The organism is Bradyrhizobium sp. USDA 3256 (genome assembly GCF_054058275.1).
In genome coordinates this window covers 1,659,102-1,680,212 of sequence record NZ_JBSSAE010000002.1, presented here as the reverse complement: position 1 = coordinate 1,680,212, position 21,111 = coordinate 1,659,102, and the positions used below count along the sequence as shown (strand labels likewise).

General features: G+C 65.0%; 16 protein-coding genes and 1 pseudogene. 5 read left to right on the top strand and 12 right to left on the bottom strand.

The features are described from left to right. Positions 1-212 precede the first annotated feature (212 nt). A complete protein-coding gene (locus ACVWY5_RS09570) occupies positions 213-1,385 on the bottom strand; it encodes a fumarylacetoacetate hydrolase family protein (RefSeq protein ID WP_028331871.1) in 1,173 nt (390 codons plus the stop codon). 148 nt (positions 1,386-1,533) lie between these two features. On the opposite strand from ACVWY5_RS09570, the gene ppk2 reads away from it, so the two are divergent. The 3 genes from ppk2 (at position 1,534) to ACVWY5_RS09555 (ending at position 4,294) form a co-directional block, all read left to right on the top strand. Next, positions 1,534-2,481, top strand: coding sequence for a polyphosphate kinase 2 (ppk2, locus tag ACVWY5_RS09565; RefSeq protein WP_028331872.1), 948 nt, complete (start codon positions 1,534-1,536; stop codon positions 2,479-2,481). Positions 2,482-2,820: 339 nt separating this feature from the next. Beyond that, positions 2,821-3,243 carry a DUF6294 family protein gene (locus tag ACVWY5_RS09560; RefSeq protein WP_028331873.1) on the top strand — a complete coding sequence of 141 codons (423 nt, stop codon included), beginning with the start codon at positions 2,821-2,823 and terminating at the stop codon, positions 3,241-3,243. 172 nt (positions 3,244-3,415) lie between these two features. After that, entirely contained in the window at positions 3,416-4,294 is an 879-nt protein-coding gene (locus ACVWY5_RS09555) for a transporter substrate-binding domain-containing protein (protein WP_028331874.1), read from the top strand. Between the two features lie 173 nt (positions 4,295-4,467). On the opposite strand, the gene ACVWY5_RS09550 is transcribed toward ACVWY5_RS09555, so the two are convergent. From ACVWY5_RS09550 to ACVWY5_RS09520, 7 genes are all read right to left on the bottom strand, one after another. After that, positions 4,468-5,136 (bottom strand): amino acid ABC transporter permease, encoded by a 669-nt coding sequence (locus ACVWY5_RS09550; protein WP_028331875.1) that lies wholly within the window; start codon positions 5,134-5,136, stop codon positions 4,468-4,470. Positions 5,137-5,194: 58 nt separating this feature from the next. Continuing rightward, positions 5,195-6,454 carry an NAD(P)/FAD-dependent oxidoreductase gene (locus tag ACVWY5_RS09545; RefSeq protein WP_028331876.1) on the bottom strand — a complete coding sequence of 420 codons (1,260 nt, stop codon included), beginning with the start codon at positions 6,452-6,454 and terminating at the stop codon, positions 5,195-5,197. 4 nt (positions 6,455-6,458) lie between these two features. Further along, positions 6,459-7,217 (bottom strand): SDR family NAD(P)-dependent oxidoreductase, encoded by a 759-nt coding sequence (locus tag ACVWY5_RS09540; RefSeq protein ID WP_028331877.1) that lies wholly within the window; start codon positions 7,215-7,217, stop codon positions 6,459-6,461. 107 nt (positions 7,218-7,324) lie between these two features. Then, positions 7,325-8,407 carry a zinc-binding dehydrogenase gene (locus ACVWY5_RS09535; RefSeq protein ID WP_028331878.1) on the bottom strand — a complete coding sequence of 361 codons (1,083 nt, stop codon included), beginning with the start codon at positions 8,405-8,407 and terminating at the stop codon, positions 7,325-7,327. 117 nt (positions 8,408-8,524) lie between these two features. After that, entirely contained in the window at positions 8,525-12,409 is a 3,885-nt protein-coding gene (locus tag ACVWY5_RS09530) for an autotransporter domain-containing protein (RefSeq protein ID WP_028331879.1), read from the bottom strand. A 246-nt stretch (positions 12,410-12,655) separates the two neighbouring features. After that, a complete protein-coding gene (locus ACVWY5_RS09525; protein ID WP_456671668.1) occupies positions 12,656-13,654 on the bottom strand; it encodes a DMT family transporter in 999 nt (332 codons plus the stop codon). Positions 13,655-13,833: 179 nt separating this feature from the next. Further along, a complete protein-coding gene (locus ACVWY5_RS09520; protein ID WP_028331881.1) occupies positions 13,834-14,673 on the bottom strand; it encodes an aldo/keto reductase in 840 nt (279 codons plus the stop codon). A gap of 226 nt (positions 14,674-14,899) precedes the next feature. Here ACVWY5_RS09520 and ACVWY5_RS09515 point away from each other — a divergent pair. Continuing rightward, positions 14,900-15,886: pseudogene (locus ACVWY5_RS09515) on the top strand (IS30 family transposase); the annotation flags it as partial. Positions 15,887-15,949: 63 nt separating this feature from the next. Here the strand turns inward: ACVWY5_RS09515 and ACVWY5_RS09510 are convergent. After that, positions 15,950-17,434, bottom strand: a complete 1,485-nt coding sequence (locus ACVWY5_RS09510; RefSeq protein WP_028338122.1) for an aldehyde dehydrogenase family protein — start codon at positions 17,432-17,434, stop codon at positions 15,950-15,952. 117 nt (positions 17,435-17,551) lie between these two features. Here ACVWY5_RS09510 and ACVWY5_RS09505 point away from each other — a divergent pair, with 117 nt between their 5' ends. Then, the gene (locus tag ACVWY5_RS09505; protein ID WP_051376430.1) at positions 17,552-18,667 is read left to right on the top strand and encodes a substrate-binding domain-containing protein; all 1,116 of its coding nucleotides are present in this window, start codon (positions 17,552-17,554) and stop codon (positions 18,665-18,667) included. 53 nt (positions 18,668-18,720) lie between these two features. Here ACVWY5_RS09505 and ACVWY5_RS09500 read toward each other — a convergent pair whose 3' ends face one another. The 3 genes from ACVWY5_RS09500 to ACVWY5_RS09490 all read right to left on the bottom strand — a co-directional run bounded on the left by ACVWY5_RS09500 (position 18,721) and on the right by ACVWY5_RS09490 (position 21,104). Further along, a complete protein-coding gene (locus ACVWY5_RS09500; RefSeq protein ID WP_028338123.1) occupies positions 18,721-19,620 on the bottom strand; it encodes an SMP-30/gluconolactonase/LRE family protein in 900 nt (299 codons plus the stop codon). Between the two features lie 148 nt (positions 19,621-19,768). After that, entirely contained in the window at positions 19,769-20,194 is a 426-nt protein-coding gene (locus ACVWY5_RS09495; protein WP_028338124.1) for a globin family protein, read from the bottom strand. 115 nt (positions 20,195-20,309) lie between these two features. After that, on the bottom strand, positions 20,310-21,104 hold the full coding sequence (locus tag ACVWY5_RS09490) for an ABC transporter ATP-binding protein (protein ID WP_028338125.1): 795 nt from the start codon (positions 21,102-21,104) through the stop codon (positions 20,310-20,312). Positions 21,105-21,111 lie beyond the last annotated feature (7 nt).

Here is a 21,111-nt window from a genome sequence, read left to right as displayed (position 1 = left end):
ACACGGTCGATCTGCCGCGCAGGTTTCTGAACATGTTCGACAACGCCGCCGCTTCGGCACAGTCACCATCGTCGTCGTTCAACGCGCTGCGAGAGGCGGCTGAACGTCACCGGATTGTCGGCGCAACTCGGCGCCGACCTGCCGCCACGCGACAGGCCGCGCACGGCCGACGAAGTGGTCGAGATAGTGGACTCGCCGTCCCGTCCTGATCCTCACAGCACCTTGCGCTCTGCGAGGTTCTTCATCAGCGCACCGACGCCGAAGGTCCAGGGCTCGCATTCGTCGCTATTGCGCATGCGGTTGACCAGCTTGCCGAGCTTCGGCGCGGCGATGGTCACGATGTCGTCACGCTTGTGGGTAAAACCCTCGCCCTTGGCATCGCGATCCTTGACCGGCGCGAACATCGTGCCGAGGAACAGCGCAAAGCCGTCGGGATACTGATGCACGGGGCCGATGGTCTGGGCGACCAGGTCGGTCGGATCGCGGCTGATCTTGCTGATCGAGGAATGGCCCTCGAGCACGAAGCCGTCTGCGCCAGTCACGGTCAGGCCGACATTCATCTTCCTGACATCGTCGAGCGAGAAGGTCTGGTCGAACAGCCGAAGCAGCGGACCGATCGCGCAGGACGCGTTGTTGTCCTTGGCCTTCGACAGCAAGAGCGCCGAACGCCCCTCGAAGTCGCGCAGATTGACGTCGTTGCCGAGCGCGGCGCCGACGATCTTGCCGGCGGCGGAGACAATCAGCACGACCTCCGGCTCCGGATTATTCCAGGTCGACTTCGGATGCAGCCCGGCATCCATGCCTGATCCGACCGAGGAAAGCGTCGGCGCCTTGGTGAACACTTCGGCGTCGGGACCGATGCCGACCTCGAGATACTGGCTCCAGGCATTCTGATCGATCAGCACCTGTTTCAGTTTCATCGCCTGCTCGGAGCCGGGCTTCAGCTTGGAGAGATCGTCGCCGACCAGGCGCACCACCTCCTTGCGGATCGCCTCCGCCGAGGACGGATTGCCGCGCGCCCGCTCCTCGATCACGCGCTCCAGCATCGAGATCGCGAAGGTGACGCCGGCGGCCTTCAGCACCTGGAGATCGACCGGCGCCAGCAGATGCGGCCTGGCCTTGTCGCGGCCGTCGGGCGGGGTGTTGGCAAGGATCGCCTCGAAATCGCCGATCCGCTCGCCGCGCGTGACGCGCAGCGCGGCCGCGGGATCGCTTTCCTCGCAGAGCGCGCTCACCGTCGGGAACCGCGCCGTGACGTCGAACACACCGTCTGCCCGCACCGCGACGACGGCCGGCCCGCCGGCCTGCGGCAGCCAGACCCGCCCGACCAGCGTGCCAGCGGTGCCGTCCTCCGGCAGGACGTCTTTTGGCGTGAGCGATATCATCGGCACATCTCCCTTTTTGGCTTTGTCGGCTTGTTAGCACAGTCCGCCCGGCGGCGTGAAACAGCGGTCATGGCATTGTCATAGAGGGGTAACATCGCCCGTCAATGCTGCCGTCCGATCCATCTAACACACTGAAAGACGGACCTTCATGACGACCTCCGCCCTCACCGACGAAGCCTCCCGGGATGAAGCCTTGCGCGATGAAGCCTTGCGCGCCCGCATCCATCAAGAGATGGCCGACAGCCTCGACGAGGAACTCGAGCTCGAGCTCGACGACATGAGGCTCGACGAGCTCGACCATGACGGCGCCGCCGGCAGGCCGTCGATCGACCGCAAGTCCTATTTCCGCGAATTGCTGCGGCTGCAGGGCGAACTGGTCAAGCTGCAGGATTGGGTGCAGCACGAGAAGAAGAAGGTCGTCGTGCTGTTCGAGGGCCGCGATTCCGCCGGCAAGGGCGGCGTGATCAAGCGGATCACCCAGCGGCTCAACCCGCGGGTCTGCCGGATCGCGGCGCTGCCGGCGCCGAACGAACGCGAGCGCACGCAATGGTACTTCCAGCGCTATGTCTCGCATCTGCCGGCCGGCGGCGAGATCGTGCTGTTCGACCGCAGCTGGTACAACCGCGCCGGCGTCGAGAAGGTGATGGGGTTCTGCAGCGACGAGCAGTATGAGGAATTCTTCAACTCGGTGCCGGAATTCGAGCGCATGCTGATCCGCTCCGGCACCGTCCTCCTGAAATACTGGTTCTCGATCACCGACGAGGAACAGGCGTTCCGCTTCTCGATGCGGATCCAGGATCCGCTGAAGCAGTGGAAGTTGAGCCCGATGGACGTCGAGGCGCGGACCCGCTGGGAGCTCTACACCAAGGCCAAGGAAACGATGCTGGAGCGCACCCACCTGCCCGACTCGCCATGGTGGATCGTCGACGCCGTCGACAAGAAGCGCGCCCGGCTCAACTGCATCTCGCATCTATTGAGCCAGATCCCCTATCAGGCGGTCACCCACCAGCCGGTGGTGCTGCCGCCGCGAATGCGCAACCCGGACTATCACCGCGGCCCGATCCCGCAGGAGATGTACGTGCCGGGACGATATTGATTCTGGGCACGAGCACGCTCTGTCCTCCCCGCTTACGGGCAGGGCAATCGCATTTGGAATGAACCGATTCTTCCGCGCCGTCATGGCCGGGCTTGTCCCGGCCATCTACGTCTTTTCTTTGCGTGGAAACGAAGACGTGGATGCCTGGGACAAGCCCGGGCATGACGAGTTTGCGGGAACTCCGATTGCCTCAAACGGCTATATGCGATTGCCCTCCGCTTACGGGGGAGGATCACTAAATCGCGATTGTAGATTGTGAGGCAGCTCACTGGTCCTTTTGCGCCCTCCCTTTAAACCAGAGGTTGCTCGCAATTCGCGGGCTAGAAGGAGGCGTACGCTATGTTGAAAGAACATCTTGAAAGCAAAAGCTCGGCGACCGACCAGCCTGAAAGCTATAAGGGTGTTGCGACACATGCTATCCAAACCCTTGACCTCAGTTGGAGCGCGCCTATTCGTTACGGCGATTGCAAGCTGTCCGGCTTCTTGAACGGCACCCTGAACAACGGCCCCACTCTCAGGCTTCGTTCTGACGGAACAGCAGAATTGCTGGCAAAATTTTTCTCGACCGACGACGGTGATGTTTGGGTTATCGATCGTCTCGTTCTTTTGGACATTCACGGGACGGTGCTTTTTCAATTTCCACACCTTTCAAGTCCAGAAACCCAGACAGACAACCAAGTGCTCGATTGGGTAGCCGAACTGAGCTTCCCCGCCGTTTTCTTTTCTTCGGTCACAGGGGCGAACATGACCTATCGTTGCTAACCCCTAAGGGCGCGGTTCGCGGATTATTCGACCTCCCCACAAGCGGGAGAGGTGAAGTCCGGCACGTAGGCGACCGCGCCCTCGCCTCGCCTACCAATGGTGCAGGCGCGCGCACTTGCTGGCACCGGATACCGACGCTAGGCTTCCCCCGATCTGGTGCAGGGAGGCCCGCTTGACTCAATCCGACGACATCAAAATCTCCGAAGATCGCCGCGACGCGCTGCGCTATGCGCTCGGGATCGGCAGCGGCGCGGCGCTCGCGGCCGCGATGGCAACGCCGGCCTCGGCGCAGACGCCAGCCGACAACACGCTGGATCGCATCCGGGCCAACAAGGTGCTGCGGATCGCGGTGCTTCCGGGCGAGCTGCCCTATTTCAACAAGGACCTCGCCTCGGGCACCTGGTCCGGCTTCTCGATCGAGATGGCCAACGATCTGGCCAAACTGCTCGACGTCAAGCTGGAATACGTCGAGTCGACCTACGGCAATTCAATCCTTGATCTGCAGGCCAACAAGATCGACCTCGGCTTCGCGCTCAACCCGACGCCACAGCGCGCGCTGGTGGTCGATTTCACCAATCTGGTGTTCCCGCATCCGTTCGGCGCGATGCTGAAGAAGGGGCTGGAAGCCAAGACCTGGGCCGACATCAACAAGCCCGAGGTCAAGATCGCGGTCGACGTCGGCTCGGCCAACGAGGCGGTGGCGCGCCGCTTTGCGCCGAACGCCACCATCAAGTCGCTGAAGTCGCGCGACGAGGTGATGTTGGAAATGTCGTCGGGCCGCGTCGATTGCGTGGTCAACGCGCTGGTGCTCGGGCTGACCGCGATCGCCAAAAACCCGAACCTCGGCACCTACAAGATCCTGGCCTCGCCGTCGGTGACGATCGCGAGCGGCACGGCGGTGCGGCGCGAAGCCGACAAGCGCTGGCGCGATTTCCTCTCGGTGTGGATCGACTACAACCGCGGCATCGGCCAGATGCGCGAATGGTTCGTGAAGGGCCTCGGCCTCGCCGGCGTCAAGCCCGAGGATGTGCCGGTGGAGTTGAGTATTTGAGGCGATTGCCGAGACGGCAGTGATTTCCCTCTCCCGCTAGCGGGCGCTTGCGGGGGAGGGCCGGGGTTGGGGGTGTCGCCACAAGCGACGCCCTATGTATGGAGAGAGCCCCCACCCGGATCGCATCTAACGATGCGATCCGACCTCCCCGCAAGCCGGAGAGGTCAAGCAACTCACACCTTGTCGTAGGTCAGCCCGCGCTCCAACCGCCTGGCCATCAGCGTCGACGGAAACAGGATCGCAAAATAGATCAGCGCCACGATGGTGTAGACCTCGAGCGGCCGGTAGGTGTCGGCGTTGATCAAGGTCGCGTTGTAGACGAGATCGGGTACCGCGATGATCGAGACCAGCGAGGTGTTCTTGAGCTGCGTGACCGACTGGTTGACATAGGGCGCCATCATCGGCTTCAGCGCTTGCGGCAGGATCACGAGCCGCATCAGGCGCCAGCCGCGGAAGCCGAGCGCCTTCGCGGCGTCCCACTGGCCGACCGGCACGCTCTCGATCGAGCCGCGCACGATCTCGGCATAGAACGCGCCGCCATAGAGCGAGAGCACGCTGACGGCGGCGACATGCGCCGGGATGTTGACGCCGATCACGACTGGAAACGCGTAGTAGAACCAGATGATCTGCACCAGCAGCGGTGTGCAGCGGAACAATTCGATATAGGCGATCAGGAGCCAGTCGATCACCGGAATGCGCCGCAGCCGCAGCATGCCGACGATCAGGCCGATCAAGGTCCCTAGAATAATGGTGCCGATGGTGTAGGCGATGGTCCAGCCGAGCCCGAGCCAGAACAGATGGCTGTACTTGGCAAGGATGCCGAAATCCCAGACGTAGTTCATCCTGCCCCTCGGTTGCCGCGCGCTTGATCGCCAAACATCGCAGGCGGCCTCGCACGAGTCACGCGATATACCGGTCTGGCGAAAATGCTCGCACCTCGAACGGCGGCGCATCGCCCGCGATCATCGCCGCAATTGCGGCGCCAGTTCCGGGGCCGGTGGTGAAGCCGATATGCTGGTTGCCGAAGGCGAGCCAGAGCCCGCGATGTCGCGGCGCCGCACCGATCATCGGCAGGCTGTCGGGCAGCGTCGGCCGCGCGCCGCGCCAGCGCTCGCCGACCGCATCGCCAAATTCGACCACGCTGCGCGCCATCGGCACCACCGCCTCGAGCTGCGAAAAATTCGAGGGCGCGTCGCGCGCGGTGAGCTCGACGCCGCTGGTGACGCGAACGCCCGATTCCATCGGCGTCATCAGAAAGCCGCCCTCCGCATCATGGATCGGCCGCAGCAATTTGCGTGCCGGGTTCGGCACGAAATGCTGGTGATAGCCGCGCTCGAAGGCCAGCGGCACGCGATAGCCGAGCGGCCGCAGCAGTTCGGCCGACCACGGCCCGAGCGCGACCACGACATGGCGCGCGGCGATCTCGCCGTCGGCGAGCTGCACGCGCCAGCCGTCGCCGTGCGGCTCGATCCGCCGGACCCCGGATTGCCTGATCGTGCCGCCGCCAGCGGCGAGCATCTGCGCGTAGGCCTTGACCACAGCTCCAGGTGAATCGACCGATGCCGTCTGCGTGTGCAGCAGGCCGACGCTATAGGCAGGGATGATGTTGGGCTCGAGCGCGGAGATCGCCTGGCGATCGAGCACCTCGCTCCTGATGCCGAACTCGGCGAGCGCTGCCTGCTCGGCCTGGGCGGCGGCGAGCCCGTCGCTGCGCCAGGCCTTGAGCCAACCGGTTTCGCGGATGCGATGGCCGGCGCCGGCCTGCACGATCCAGTCGCGATGCAGCTTCAGCGAGGTCCCGATCAAACCGTGCAGCGCGGCGGCGCGCGGCCTGGTCTGCGATGGCACAGCGGCTGCAAGGAAGCGCATCACCCAGCCGGCATTGGCGAGCGCCCACGCAATGTTCCAACGCAGCGCCGGATGCGCGTTGGTCAGATATTTCGGCAGGTTCTTCAGCAGCGACGGCGTATTGAGCGGCAGGATCGAGCCTGACGAGATGATGCCGGCATTGCCGTAGGAGGTTTCGCTGCCGGGCTCGCGGCGATCGACGACCATGACGGAGAGCCCGCGCCGCCGCGCGGCGAGGCCCGCCGAGACGCCGACCATGCCGGCGCCGAGCACGGCGACATCGACCCGCTCTGTTGGTTCGCCCTCGCTCATGGCGTCACATCAAGGTCAGGCCGCCATCGACCGGCAGCGTCGCGCCGGTGACGTGGCCCGCTTCCGGCGACAGCAGGAAGGCGACGACGGCCGCGACCTCGTCGGGCTCGGCCAGCCGCTGCATCGGATTGGCCTTCGCGACGCGCTCCCAGGTCGCGGTATCAAGCGCGCCGAACAGGCCGGGATCCTTGCGGGTGTAGCCCGGCATCACGGCGTTGGCGGTGGCGCCTGACGCGGCGAGCTCGATCGCGAGCGACTTCACCAGCACCTCGAGCGCGGCCTTCGCCGCAGCCGATCCCGGATAGGTAGCGCCGGGCACGAAGCGATGCGGCCCGAAGCTCGACACCGCGACGACGCGGCCTTGCGCGCTGCGCGTGAGGTCGGACAGCGCCGCCGCCGCGATTTCATGGAAAGCCGCAGCCATCACCGCGAAGGCGCGCTCCAGCGCCTCGCGCGGCAGGCTGGGGAACTCGCGCCGGTCGGCAAAGCCCGCGGCGTGCACGATGCTGTCGATCGGCCCGAACGCGGCCCGCGTTGCCGCGACCAGCGCGGTGCCGGCGCCGGCTTCGGCGAGATCGCCGGTGCTCACCTCGACCTTCGCGCCCTTGCTGCGGCATTCCTCCGCAACCGAATTCAGCCGCGCGAGGCCGGCGGCCTCGGTGCCCTGTCCGTGCAGCATCAGGGATTGATCAGGGCCGGCGAGCCGGCGCGCGACTGCGGCGCCGATGCCGGAGCCGCCTCCCGTGATGATCGAAATTCGCATGAGGTGCGTGCTGTCAGTGCGATGCGAGACAGCGAACTATAGGTTCGGCGTCACGAAATGCAAACCGCGCCCATCGCCGTGAGTTTAGCGCCGCGTTCAACGCCAAATCAGCGCCACGGCTCGACCAGGATCTTGGTGTGCGCCTCGGGATTAGCGAGATCGGCAAACGCCCGCGCGACGCCGTCGATGCCGACGCGGCCGGTGACCAGCGAGGCGGCGTCGACTTGGCCTTCCGCGATCAAGCGCAGCGAATAGGCAAACTCCTCCGGCGTGTAGCCGAGCACATACTGGACGTTGAGCTCCTTGATGATACCAAGCATCGGCTCGGATTTGTCGGTCTCCATGCAGACGCCGACCACGACGACACGAGCGCTACGCGGGGCGCCCTCGAACACCTGCTGCAGCACGCCGGGCACGCCGACGCATTCGAAGATCAGCGCAGGCTTCAGCGGCGGCAGCAGCGCCTGCATCGGCGGACGCACCGCCTTCTCAGCGTCGGTCATCTGGGCGTGCTCGGCCCAGCTCGCATAGGGCAGCGTCCTGGCGGGATCGACCACCACATCGGCGCCCATCTTCTCGGCGAGCTGGCGCCGCGCCGGCGAATAATCGGCCGCAACGATCGGTCCAAGCCCCCTGATCTTCAGCGCCGCAATCACCGCCAGCCCGACCGGTCCGCAGCCGATCACCAGCGGCACCTCGCCGCCCTGGATGTTGGCCATCGCCACCGCATGCACGCCGACTGCAAGCGGTTCGGTGAGCGCGGCGTGCTCGGCCGCAAGCCCGTTCGGCACTTCGAGCAGCAGCGGCTCGCTGAGCAGCATCTGCTCGGCATAGCCGCCGAGATAATCGTTGGAATAGCCGATGCCCTTCGGGCCCTCCGGCGTCAGCAGCGCCGGCAGCGAGCACACTTTCGTCCCGGGCTTCAGCTTGCGCGTGGTGTTCGGGCCGTAGTCGAGGACCTCGCAGCAGAACTCATGGCCGAACACGACGTCGCGCGACAGATCCATCGGCGTGCGGCCGGGCAGGAACTTGCTCAGCTCCACCATGCGGTGGGCATGCTTGCGTGCGTGCAGATCGGAACCGCAGATGCCGCAGGCGAGCGATTTGACCAGCACCTGGCCGGGACCCGGCTTCGGCTCGGGCATCCGGTCGACGACGATCTCGCCGTTCCTGAAGATCGCTGCGCGCATATTCCCTCCCGCGTGGGTTTTGTCCCACTCATTTTGACGCGTATTTCGTGCCGCGAAATGCTGTCGCGGATCAAGTCCGGGACAGGCTTTCGCTGCAGGAGGCTATAGCACGGAGGGTCACCACGTATAGCGCATAACGCCCTTGCCGGCGTAAGACTGTGTCACGTTGGAGAATTCGCCCTCGAAGGTCGCGGCGGCCGACCAGCCGCTCCGCCACTTCATCTCGAGGGAAGCCGTGGTCAGCGCCGAGTCGCTGGCCTGCGCCGCGCCGTTGACCACGAAGGCCGCGCCGGGCAGCGTCTGGAACACCGCACCAACGGCGCGGTCCGGATTGAAGTCATGCGCCCAGGCAACGCGACCGCGCAGCGTGAAGATGCCGCCATCAACCGCGAACGATTTGTCGGAGCGCAGGCCGAGTTCGCTCCTGACGTCGGTGACGCTCTTCGCGGCATAATTGAGCGCGAAGGCGCCGCCGCCGGAGACGACGCTCTCCGCATAGGACGGCAGCTCGAAGCTCGTGAACTGCGCCGCCGCGTAAGGCGTCAGCCCGATCCACGGCGTAGCGGTGCGATAGCCGCCCTCGAGCCGGCCAGACCAGGCATTGGCATTGAAGTTGGCGCGCAGGTGATCGGCGCCGGCCGCAGTGACGATGCGATCGGTGGTGACGTCCTGCCAGCCATAGGCGAGCGCCGCGCTCAAGTACGCGGCGCCGACGCTGTGGCGGACGAACGCGCCGGCCTGGAACAGATCCGAACGGCCCCAGCCGAGACCGTTGACGCTGAAGCTGGTGGCGCCGCCGGCGAGCGCAAAGCCGGCGATGGTGTTCGGCGAGAAGCGGTAGTCGGCGCCGACCGCGGTGCCATAGAGGCTGCTGCTGGTATTGTTCGAGCCCAGCATCGCATTGCCGCTGGTGGTCTGCGAGCCGCCATAGCCCGCCGCCCATACGCTCCAGCGCTGCTCGAAATTGACCAGCCGCGGCGGCGCCTTGGTGTAGATCGCGGCCAGCGCATCGCGCGGCTCGCTCTGGCGCGCCGCATAGGCGAGCGGCGTGCTCTCCTCGGCGAACGGCATCGCCCCCGCGCCGCCGAAGCCGCCATCGCGCCCGGCGACGAACGGATCAGTCAGCAATCCCAGAAACAGGCCCATCGCGTTGAACGTCGCCTGCTGCGATCCGGTCGCGCCCTCGCCCGAGGCCTGCGTCAGGCCGGCCGGCGACAGTCCGGCGAACGCCGCGTTGATACCGCCATTGGCGTTGAAGAAGTTCTGCAGCGTGGTGGCGACGTTCTGCTGATTGACGTTCAGCTTCGACTTCGCGCCGTAATCGAGCGTGAAGTTCAGATAGGCATTGCTCGCATCATAGCCGAGCGTCGCGACGAGGTTTGACGGCAGCCCGGTTGAATCGACGCCGGCGAACGTGCCGTTGCGGCCGCCGGCCGCCGACAGGATAGTGTATTGCTTGGCGATCGTACTGCCGGAGGCGACGCTGACGCCGACCGATCCGGCCAGCGTCGCACTGCCGCTCACCTTGGCCAAGGCGGACGCCGTCGAATTGAGCCCGACGAGGTACAGCGCACCGGACTGGAAGGCGAGGTTGCCCGCCACGTTCAGGGATGTGCCTGGTGTCGCGTTGCCGGGCATCAGGATGCCGCCGCTTGCAATCGTCGTGTTGCCGACGGTGCCGATGCCGGAGAGCGCGCCGCCGGCATTCACCGTGGTGAGGCTCGACGAGGCGATCGAGCCATCGACCTGAAGAATGCCGCCGTTGACCGTCGTGGTGCCGGTATAGCTGTTGACGCCGGACAGCGTCAGCGTGCCGCTGCCGGTCTTTTCAAAATTCGCCGGACCGGTGCGACCGCCACCGAAACAGCCACAGATATGGAATGGATTCAACGGATCGAAGTCGGCAAGCACGCCGCTGAGCGTCGTCGAGAGATTATTGCTGCCAACGGCGAGGGTGTTGCCTGAGCCGACATAATAGAAGCCGGAGCCTGCGATCGAACCCGCGGTGATGCGCCCATCGCCGTTCAGCCCCGTGCTAAGCGAGAAATCGACCAGTCCGGTGCCGTTGGTGATGAACTGTGCATTGCCGCCGGTCGCGTTGTTGAAGAACTTGATGGTGCTGCCGGCTTCAGTGGTAATGGTGGCATCGCCCGCGGTAGCGAACGCCGTGAAGATGTGTTGGCTGCCGGCCTGGTTGTCGATGGTTGCATTGCCCGCGGTGGCATAGGCATCGAACTGGAGAACGCCGCCAGCCCGGTTGACGATCGTCGCGTTGGCCGCGGTCGGCGCCTCCACCGGATTGAAGCCGACAGATCCGAAATAGAGCACGCCGCTGTTGTCGAAGCTGGCGTTTGCCGCCGTGCTGTTCTGGAAAAAGGCGACCTGACCGCCCGCGAGCGTGACGATGGTTGCGGCAGCGGCAGATGAGGACTCGAAAAACTGCGTCGAGCCGCCATTGGTGCCGTTGGTGATGGTGGCCTGCCCTGCATTGGTGTGGCTCAGAAACACGGCGGCGCCGCCGTTGGAGTTGTCGATCACGGCCTTGGCGGCCGTGCTGGTGTCGGAGCCACCGGGAGGACCAAACGCGTCGCCGAACACCACAGTGCCACCGTTGGTGTTGGTGAACCTGGCGCTGCCGGCAGAACTGGTGTCGCGGAAGACCGTGAGCGCACCATTGGTGTTGCTCACCATGGCATTGCCCGCGGTGCTACTGTCGCGAAACTCCGTGATGCCGAAATTCTGGTTGACGATCGTCGCCGTCGACGCCGTGGTGGAATTATAGAACGTCGTGGTGGCGATCCCGTTGAACCCGTCGTTGACGATCTTGGTGATGCCCGCGGTGTTAGCATTGACGATGTCGAACTTGCCGTCGACCGCGACCTCGCCGACGATCGAGGCGGTGTGGCTGGCGTCGCCGAGTTGCAACGTCGCGCAATCGCAGATTGTGGTGCCGCCGGTGTAGGTGTTGGTGCCGAGCAGCACGACGCGGCCGAGGCCGCCTGAATTATCCAGCACCGTTAGCTTGCCGGGGCCGTTGCCGTCGGCGATGTTGCCGGCGATCGCGAGCGTCACGCCATTGGCGTCGATCGCGCTGCCGATGGCCGACGTGTTGATCTTGAAGTTGTTGCTGAATGTCAGGTTGCTGAGGCCGTCGGCCTGAAACGAAGCATTGTCGAGCGTGACGGTGCCTGACCCGACCGAACTGTTGTTGCTGACGACAACGGTCGTATCGACCGCCAGCGTGCCGCCGGAATAGGTGTTGGCGCCGGAGAGCTGCACGTTGGAAAACGCGGACGCCGACGAGTCGATCAGGCGCAGAACCCCGGCGCCGACGCCGTCGGCAATCACGCCCTGGAGATTGACCTGGGCGCCGTTCGCATCGACCGTGCCGCCGGCCGCATTGACCGCGATGTTGTTGGCGAAGGCAATGCTCGATACCGTCGGCGACTGCATCTGGAACGTACCGCCATCGAGCGTGATGGTGCCGGTGCCGACCGAATCCGCATTCGTCACCTGCACGGTTCCAGCGGAGATCAGCGTGCCGCCGGAGTAGGCATTGGTGCCGGCGAGCACCAACGTGCTGTTGCCGAGCTGCTGCACCATCGCCGGTCCGCCAATGCCGTCGGTGAGATTGGCGTTGACCGTGATGGTCTGGCCGTTGTTGGCCTGGCTGATCAGGCCGCCGGTCGGCCCGGACAGGCTGAAGCCAACCGGGTTGCCATTGATCGTGTAGGACTGCGAATTGGCGGTGAAGGTCCAGGACCCCGGCAGCATCAAGCCAGGCCCGATCGTGACCGTCGCCGATCCCGATGAATCGAAGATGGCTGATTGGTTCGGGAGGATCGGCGGCGCGCCGGCCGACGTGGTCGACCAGTTGGTCGGGAGTTCGTAAACATCGGTGCTCGTCGAGCTGCCCGTGCCGCCCCAGGTGTAACTCTGCGCTCGTGCCGAACCGGTCGGCAACGCGATTGCGCTGGTCAGGGCGCAGAGTGCCAAGGCCATCGCAGCGCGAGACGACCGACCACCTGACAGGAAAAAGAACGAACCAAAATGCACGTACCCGACCCCCAAACGCTCTGCGGCGCTCTTGGGGCTAGGGTTAGCACGCAGCGAACCGTGAGGTTGCCGATCGTTTCCGAAATCCGGTGATTCAGCGACCCGAGATCAAAGATTTCGGCCCGACTGTTGTACCCGCGCAACGCTAGTTGAAGCCGGTTTCGCAACCGACGCACGATTTCGTCCGGACGCTCAGGCGTTCGGCGACGGCTCGCTGGCCACGGTCAGCAGCTGCGACCGTCGGACGCGCTCGCGATGCGCGGTGTAGAGGCCCGAGGCGACGATGAAGCCGGCGCCGAGAATGGTCCAACGGTCGGGCACTTCGCCGAAGATCAGGAAGCCGAGGATGCTGACCCACAGCAGCTGCGTGTAGGAGAACGGTGCCAGCACCGAGGCATCGCCATAGCGGAACGCCAACACCACGATCCACTGTCCGACGGTGGACGCAACGCCGATCAGGATGCCGAACATGATGTCGTGCCAGCTCGGCGTAACCCAGACGAACGGCACCAGCGCGCTGACGATGGCAACGCCGACGATCGACGAGTAGGTCATCACGGTGATCGGGCGCTCGCTGCCGCTCATCATGCGCGTCAGGATCAACGTGGCCGCCCAGGCCAGCGCCGAGACGATCGGGAAGATCGCTGCGGGATGGAAGGCGCTGGTGCCCGGGCGCAGGATGATGAACACGCCGGCAAGGCCGACCGCGGTCGCGATCCAGCGTCGCATGCCGACCCTCTCACCGAGGAAAGCGATCGACAGCGCAGTAACGAACAGCGGCGAGACGAAGCTGGTGGCGGAGGCTTCGGCGATCGGCAGGAAGCCGAGCCCAGTGATGAAGATCAGCGAGGAACCGAGCAGCGCGGCGCCGCGCAGCACGTGCAGGCCGGGACGGCTGCTGCGCAGCGCGAACAGCGGCGAGCCCGGCAGCATCGCCGGCGTCATGATCATCGCGAACACCAGGAAGCGGATCCAGGCGATCTCGATCGAGGGCAGCGTGGAGGAGAGATATTTTGCCGTGACGTCGGAGGTGCCCAGGAATACGGTCGACAGCAGGATCAGCGCGATGCCCTTGAACGGCCGGTCGGTGCGGGCGGGCGCCTTGCTTGTCGATGCGGGCGCGGTCTTTGCGGGCAATGAAAGGGGAACGCTGTCCAGCCTGGCGGCCACGGCTGCGGGGGGCGGTGTCACGGCAATCTCGAAGGCAAAATAAAGGGAATCTGCTGCTCGTACAGAACGCCAATTCCGCCGCGAGAACAATGCCCGAAAACGGGATTCCGATATGCGCCAGCGCGCGCGACCGCCCGCCGCAGGTCGCATGCCGCCGCAACTGCAACAGTTTGTTAAGAACTGTGTGGAGCGGAACGCCCTCAGAGCATCGGCAGCGAGCGTGGCTTCGGCCCGCGCGGGAACGCGGCATCGAGCGCGGCGAGTTCATCGCCGCTGAGCTTCAGAGTTCCTGCCGCCGCATTCTCCGCCGCGTGCTCCGCGTTCGACGCCTTCGGAATCGCGAGCACCGACGGCAGCCGCGTGAGGAAGGTCAGCGCCACCTGGCGCGGCGTTGCCTTGCGCGCCTGCGCGATCGATTGCAGCACCGCGCCGGCCCTGCTCGACGGCGAGGGAAAATCATTGTGACCGAACGGCGAGTAGGCGACGACGGCGACGCCGTGCTGCTCGCACCAGGGAATCACGGCGTGCTCGATGGCGCGCTCCTGCAGATGGTAGAGCACCTGGTTGCAGGCGATCTTGCCTTCACCCGCGACATCGAGCAGTTCGTCGAGATCCTCGATGTCGAAATTGCTGACGCCCCAGGCGCGGATCTTGCCCGCCGCGATCAATTCGTCGAACGCAGCGACCGTCTCGGCGAGCGGAGTGGTTCCGCGCCAGTGCAGCAGATAGCAATCGAGGCGATCGGTCTTCAGCCGCTTCAGCGAGCGCTCGCAGGCGGTGATGGTGCCGCGCCGCGAGGCATTGCTCGGCAGGACCTTCGAGACTAGGAACACCTCGTCGCGCCGGCCTGACATCGCATCCGCGATCACAAGCTCGGCGTCGCCATACATCTCGGCGGTATCGATATGCGTCATGCCGGCATCGATGCCGCGCTTCAGCGCAGCGACGGCCGCCTTGCGGTCACCGCGATCGAGATACCAGGTGCCCTGCCCGATCACCGAGACCTGCGGGCCGTTGTCGCCGAATTTTTTCGTCTGCACGATCGCCTCGTTCTTCGTGTTCCCTTGTGGCTCCGCGCAGAACGATAAAGCATACGGACGACCATGTCTCCACATCGTCGTCCCGGCGAAGGCCGGGACCCATACTCCGCAGCCGTCGTTGTTGGCGAGACTCGCCATTCCACCCGTGTGCAACAACAGATATCGGTGGTTATGGGTCCCCTGAGTTCACAAACGAAGTGCAACACTTCCTTGAGGAGGTGTTGCCATGGGGCGGACTTACAAGCAGCTCTCTCTGGACGACCGATGCGAGATTGCCTGCCTATCGGCCAATGGCAGCTCGGTCCGGCAAATCGCGGCAGCTCTGGATCGCTCGCCATCAACGGTCTCTCGGGAACTGAGGCGCAATCGGGGGAGCCAGGTCGGCTACAAGCCAAACTATGCCCAGCACCAGATGCGAGCGCGGCGCTGGACGGGCGGACGCCTCGAACGGGAGCCCGGCCTGCGCCGCGCGGTGTTGGAACGCCTTCGCCGGGGCTGGTCGCCCGAGCAGGTCGCCGGCCGGCTGGCCCGCGAGTCCGGGCGCAAGGTGATCTCGCACGAGACCATCTACCGCTTCATCTATGCCCAACTCAGGCGCACCACGGATTTCAACTGGCGGCGCTATCTGCCGCGCGCCAAGAGCAAGCGCGGCCGCCGCGGCAAGAGGGGCGGCAGCCCCGCAAGCTTCATCGAAGGCCGTGTTTCCTTGGCAAATCGGCCGATCGAAGTGGCCGACCGCAGCGTGCCCGGACACTGGGAGGCCGACCTGATGATGTTCTCGAAATACGGTCAGGCCGTGCTGACCGTGCACGAGCGCACCTCGCGTCTGCTGCTCGGCATCCGCCTTGCCAGCAAGGTCGCGCGCGGTGTCGCCCGCCATCTCGTGGGCTTCTTCGCGACCCTGCCACAGGAGCTGCGCCAGACCGTGACCTTCGACAACGGCACCGAGTTCGCCGGTCACCTGGCGCTGCACCGCCTCTCGATCGAGACCTTCTTCTGCGATCCCCACGCCCCCTGGCAGAAGGGCGGCATCGAGAACGCTATCGGCAGGATGCGCCGCTTTATTCCCCGCAAGACCGATCTCGTAACCCTCTCGACCGCCAGATTCCGCCAGTTCATCGCCGCCTACAACCACACCCCGCGCAAATGCCTTGACTACCGCACGCCTGCCGAGGCCTTTGCTCAAGTGTTGCACTTCGAATGTGAATCTACCTCCCGGCCTTCGCCGGGACGACAGCTGCATTGTGACGCGCGCTCACGCGTCTCTCGACGCGCATCAAACGTTGAGATTCATCCACACCGCCTTCGGCTCGGTAAAGTTGTCGAGCGCGGCGGTGCCGTGCTCGCGGCCGAGGCCGGAATCGCGCTCGCCGCCCCACGGTAACCGCACATCGGTGTAGCCATAGGTGTTGATCCACACCGTGCCGGCGCGGGCCTTCTTGGCGAAGCGCTGCACGCGGCCCATATCCGCGCTCCAGACGCCGGCGGCGAGGCTGTAGGCGGTGCCGTTGGCGATGCGCAGCGCATCGGCCTCGTCCTTGAACTTGATCACGCTGACGATGGGGCCAAAGATCTCCTCCTGCGAGATGCGCATCTCGTGCGCGACATTGGCGAACACAGCGGGGCTGATGAAATAGCCCCGGTCACCGACCCGCGCACCGCCGGTGGCCAGCAGCGCGCCCTCATGCTTGCCGATTTCGACATAATCGAGGATCGAGCGCATCTGCTTCTCGGAGATGACAGGACCGAGCGCGGTGGCGCGATCTGCGGGATCGCCGATCCGCAGGCTTTCTGCGCGGGCGACCAGACGCTCGACCACCTCGTCATAGGCGTTCTCCTGCACCAGCACGCGCGAACCGGCCGAGCAGACCTGCCCGGCGTTGAAGAAGATGCCGGCAGCCGCGGCCTTGGCGGCGGCTTCGAGATTGGCATCGTCGAAGATCACATTGGCGGACTTGCCGCCGAGCTCGAGCGAGACGCGTTTGAAGTTGCCGGCGGCGCCCTTCATGATGCCGCGGCCGACACCGGGCGAGCCGGTGAAGGTCACCTTGTCGACATCGGGATGATTGACCAGCGCGTCGCCGACGACGCGGCCGGGCCCGGTCACGATGTTGAGCACACCCTTCGGCAAACCGGCCTCGAGCGCAAGCTCGCCGATCCTGAGCGCCGACAGCGAGGTCAGCTCGGCCGGCTTCATCACCACCGTGCAGCCGCAGGCGAGAGCCGGCGCGAGCTTCCACATGCCGATCATCAGCGGGAAATTCCACGGCACGATCGCGGCGACCACGCCGACCGGCTCGCGCATCGTATAGGTCAGCGCGTCGTCGCGCGCCGAGACCACATCGCCGCTGATCTTGTCGGCCCAGCCGGCGTAATAGGTCAGCGTGTCGATGGCGGCGGGAAAATCCTGGCGCAGCACACCCGCAATCGGCTTGCCGGCATCGAGGCTTTCGAGCGCGACAATCTCGTCGGCATGCTGCTTCAGCAGCTCGGCCCATCGGAGCAGGATGTGTCCGCGCTCGGCCGCGCGCATGGTGCGCCACGGCCCCTCGAAGGCGCGGCGGGCGGCCGCCACGGCACGGTCGACATCCGCCTCATTGGCTTCGGCGACGGCAGCGATCACCTGCTCGGTGGCGGGATTGAGCGACTTGAAGGCGTTTCCGGACAACGAACGGACGCGGGCGCCGTCGATCAGTAGCAATTCGTCCCTGATGGTCGGGGCGCGGCGGGCGTCACGCTCATAGCCATATGCAACTGACATCATATTTCCTCCTGGTGTTGTCACTCAACCTAGGAGGCTTTGATCAGCAGTAAATATGATATCTTGTGCCTATTGGCACGCCAATATATGAAGTCAACATCATAAATGGTGACCACGATGCTGCAGATCGAGATCGAGACCGTCTGGCGCTTTCGGAAAGAAAACAGCCCACAGACCGCGGTCGTGATGCTCGGCATCCTCAACGAGATCAGAAAGACCGGAAAGATCACCAGCGCCGCCAACGACGCGCAGCTGTCGTATCGTCATGTCTGGAACCTGATCGAGCAATGGACCGGGTTCTTCGGCGTTCCGCTGGTTGAAACCCACCGCGGCAAGGGCTCAAAGCTGACGCCATTCGGCGAGAAGCTGGTGTGGGCCGGCGAGCGGATGCAGGCGCGGCTCGGGCTGCAGCTCGAAAACCTCGCGCAGGAGCTGGTCACCGAGATCAAGCCGTTTCTCGAGCAGCGACCGTCGGTGATCCGGGTCCATGCCAGCCATGGCTTTGCGGTGTCCAAGCTGCGCGAGTTCCTCGACCGCGCGGGCGGCGTTGGCGTCGATCTGCGCTATGTCAGCAACCAGAACTCGCTGGTCTCGCTGGCGCAGGGCGCCTGCGATCTCTCCGGCGTGCACCTGCCGCGCGGCGAATTGCGCGCGCAGGGCATCAAGGCCTGCCGCGAATGGCTCGATCCGCGCGAGGACCGCGTCATCAATTTCGTGACGCGCGAGATGGGCCTGATGGTCAAGCGCGGCAACCCGCTGAAGATCACAACGCTGAAGGACCTGGTCGAGAGCAAGGCCCGCTTCGTCAACCGCGACCACGATTCCGGCACGCGGCTGCTGTTCGATCAATTGCTGGGGCTGCACAAGATCCCGGAAGGGCGGATCAACGGCGCCCAGCACATGGAATTCACCCACGCGGCGGTCGCCGCCTATGTCGCGAGCGGCATGGCGGATGCGAGCTTCGGCGTCGAGGCCGCGGCGCGACAGTTCGGGCTCGATTTCATCCGCCTGCTCACGGAAGATTATTTCTTCGTCTGCAAGCGCGCCTTCCTCGAGACCGAGCCGATGCAGCGCGTGCTCGACATCATGAAAAGCAGCGAGTTTCACAAGGCGGTGGGCGCCCTTCCCGGCTACGTCGCCTCCAACACCGGCGCCGTCAGCGGCGTGAAGGAGTTTCTCGAGAAACTGCATTCGGACCACTGCCCGGCCACACCAGGTGAGCAGCCGACCTGATGGCGGGACGCGCGCCAGGCGCGACGACGAGGATCGACAGCCAGGGAAAATATCTAGCCGAGCCCATCGATGTCGGCGACCAGCACCGAGCCGGTCACCGATTCCGTGATGTAGAGGCGGTTGCGGTTGGCGCCGCCGATCGCGACATTGGTGCAGCTCGGCCCGGCGCAGGACTTGATCCGCGCGATGCACTCGCCGTTCGGCGCAAACACGAACACATGGCCGAGCGAGGCATGCGCGACGAACAGCCGACCGGCGGCGTCCATCGTCATGCCGTCGGGTCCGCTCGGGCCGAACAGCGAGCAGAAGCGGCCGACCTTGGAGACGCTGCCGTCCTTCATGAACGGTGCGCGCCAGACCGCATTGTCGCGCGTCATGGCGACGAACAGCACCGCCTCGTGCGGATCGAGCACCAGGCCGTTCGGGCTGATGCCGGTGTCGATCAGGCAGTCGAGCGCTCCGTTCACCCGCAGTCGATAGACGCGGCCGGTCGGATCGTGCAGCCCGGTCTGGCCCTGATCGGTGAAATAGATGTCGCCGTTCGAGGCGATGTGCAGGTCGTTGCAGCCGCGGAACGATTCCGAATTGCGCGAGCGCAGCAGGGGCGTGACCTCGCCCGACCTGGCATCGAGTTCCATCAGCCCGTGCCGATAGTCGGCGATCAGGATGCGGCCCATCGCATCGATCTTCAGCCCGTTCGGCCAGCCGTCATACTCGGCAACCTGCGACCATGACTTGTCAGGCGCGATCCTGAAGATGCGGCCGAACGGGATGTCGACGATGTAGAGATTGCCCTCGGCATCGAACGACGGTCCCTCGATGAAGCAGTCGGTCACCGCGCCCGGGCGGTTGGCGTCGGCCCATTCGCTCGCCACCCTGCGGCGGAATTCGGCCGGCACGGCGGAGAAGATTTCAGTCGCGATCAGTTTCGGCGGCGTTTCCAGAAACATCATTGTTGGCTCACCCGTTGGCGGAACGGGGCGGACCATAGATGCTTGCGCACGTCATTGCGAGCGCAGCGAAGCAATCCACCTATCCGCCTGAGCGATGGCCGGACGGAAGGGCTCTTGCAGCGACGTGGAAGGCTTCTGTCACCGCCTGCTATTCGACCGGCTGCACCGGGCCATAGGCTTCCGAGATCATGTAGCCGGACAGCGTGCCGTAGGCCGCGGTCCACGCGGCGGCGACGTCAGGCGTCCAGGCTTCGCCGAGCCCCTTCTCCAGCGTCCACAGCAACGCGCCGCCGACCACCGGATAATGCTCGGCCTTGGCGCCGTAGCCGACATGCCGCTTGGCCAGCGCACTCGCGGCCGGCAGGATCGTGTCGAGATTGCTCAGCCCATTCACGACGACGGCAAGCGTCGTCATCAATTTCTTGCGCTGCTCCTTCATGTCGACCGGAAACATCGCCTTCACGGCGGGCGCGACTTCGAACAAGCGGTCGTAGAAAATGACCGCGGCCTGCTCCGAGATCGGCGCGACCTTGCCAAAGCTGTCCTGAACCAGCTTGATTTGGGCCGGATTCATCTCAATTCTCCTCGGTCATGAAATGAGTTCTGAAACGATTTTTCAAAACGCGAGCATTGGTAACCGAAGCCGGCGCTTCGGTTCAAAGCGGAAGCGCTTGCCGGCGGCGTAGTCATCACGCCGCTTCGACGAAGCTGTGGCGCTCATAGAGGAATTCGAGCACGCGCTGCCGGCACTTCAGGTAGCCCTGGTTGGTCGCGAGCTCGAGCCGCTTGCGCGGCCGCGCCAACGGCACCTCGAGCACCTCGCCGATCCGCGCGCTCGGGCCGTTGGTCATCATCACGATGCGGTCGGACAGCAGCACCGCCTCGTCGACGTCGTGGGTGATCATCAGGATGGTGTTGCCGAGCTTCTGATGCAGCGCCATCACCGAATCCTGCAGGTGCGCCCGGGTCAGCGCGTCAAGCGCGCCGAACGGCTCGTCCAGCAGCAGCACCTTCGGCTCCATCGCGAGCGCACGCGCGATGCCGACGCGCTGCTTCATACCGCCCGAGATCTCGCTCGGCCGCTTGTCCTTGGCATGCGCCATTTGCACGAGGCTGAGATTGTGCATCACCCAGGCGTCGCGCTCGGCCTTGCTCTTGGTCCTTGCAAACACCTTGTCGACGCCGAGCTTGACGTTCTCGTAGACGGTCAGCCACGGCAGCAGGCTGTGATTCTGGAACACCACGGCCCGATCCGGCCCCGGCGAATTGACCTCGCGGTTCTCCAGCAGCACGCCGCCATTGGTGGCGCCGGTGAGGCCGGCGACGATGTTGAGCAGGGTCGACTTGCCGCAACCGGAGTGACCAATGATCGAGACGTATTCGCCCTTCTCGATGGTCAGATTGATGTCCTTCAGCACCTCCGTGGTGGCGCTGCCGCGGGTGAAGGTCTTGTCGATGTGATCGAGCTTCAGATAGGCCTGCATGACGTCC

Excerpts from the sequence above, each read along its gene's own strand:
- ACVWY5_RS09570 (WP_028331871.1), bottom strand. The coding sequence starts at position 1,385 with ATGATATCGCTCACGCCAAAAGACGTCCTGCCGGAGGACGGCACCGCT.
- ppk2 (WP_028331872.1), top strand. The coding sequence starts at position 1,534 with ATGACGACCTCCGCCCTCACCGACGAAGCCTCCCGGGATGAAGCCTTG.
- ACVWY5_RS09560 (WP_028331873.1), top strand. The coding sequence starts at position 2,821 with ATGTTGAAAGAACATCTTGAAAGCAAAAGCTCGGCGACCGACCAGCCT.
- ACVWY5_RS09550 (WP_028331875.1), bottom strand. The coding sequence starts at position 5,136 with ATGAACTACGTCTGGGATTTCGGCATCCTTGCCAAGTACAGCCATCTG.
- ACVWY5_RS09545 (WP_028331876.1), bottom strand. The coding sequence starts at position 6,454 with ATGAGCGAGGGCGAACCAACAGAGCGGGTCGATGTCGCCGTGCTCGGC.
- ACVWY5_RS09540 (WP_028331877.1), bottom strand. The coding sequence starts at position 7,217 with ATGCGAATTTCGATCATCACGGGAGGCGGCTCCGGCATCGGCGCCGCA.
- ACVWY5_RS09535 (WP_028331878.1), bottom strand. The coding sequence starts at position 8,407 with ATGCGCGCAGCGATCTTCAGGAACGGCGAGATCGTCGTCGACCGGATG.
- ACVWY5_RS09530 (WP_028331879.1), bottom strand. The coding sequence starts at position 12,409 with ATGGCCTTGGCACTCTGCGCCCTGACCAGCGCAATCGCGTTGCCGACC.
- ACVWY5_RS09510 (WP_028338122.1), bottom strand. The coding sequence starts at position 17,434 with ATGTCAGTTGCATATGGCTATGAGCGTGACGCCCGCCGCGCCCCGACC.
- ACVWY5_RS09505 (WP_051376430.1), top strand. The coding sequence starts at position 17,552 with ATGCTGCAGATCGAGATCGAGACCGTCTGGCGCTTTCGGAAAGAAAAC.
- ACVWY5_RS09500 (WP_028338123.1), bottom strand. The coding sequence starts at position 19,620 with ATGATGTTTCTGGAAACGCCGCCGAAACTGATCGCGACTGAAATCTTC.
- ACVWY5_RS09495 (WP_028338124.1), bottom strand. The coding sequence starts at position 20,194 with ATGAATCCGGCCCAAATCAAGCTGGTTCAGGACAGCTTTGGCAAGGTC.
- ACVWY5_RS09490 (WP_028338125.1), bottom strand. The coding sequence starts at position 21,104 with ATGCAGGCCTATCTGAAGCTCGATCACATCGACAAGACCTTCACCCGC.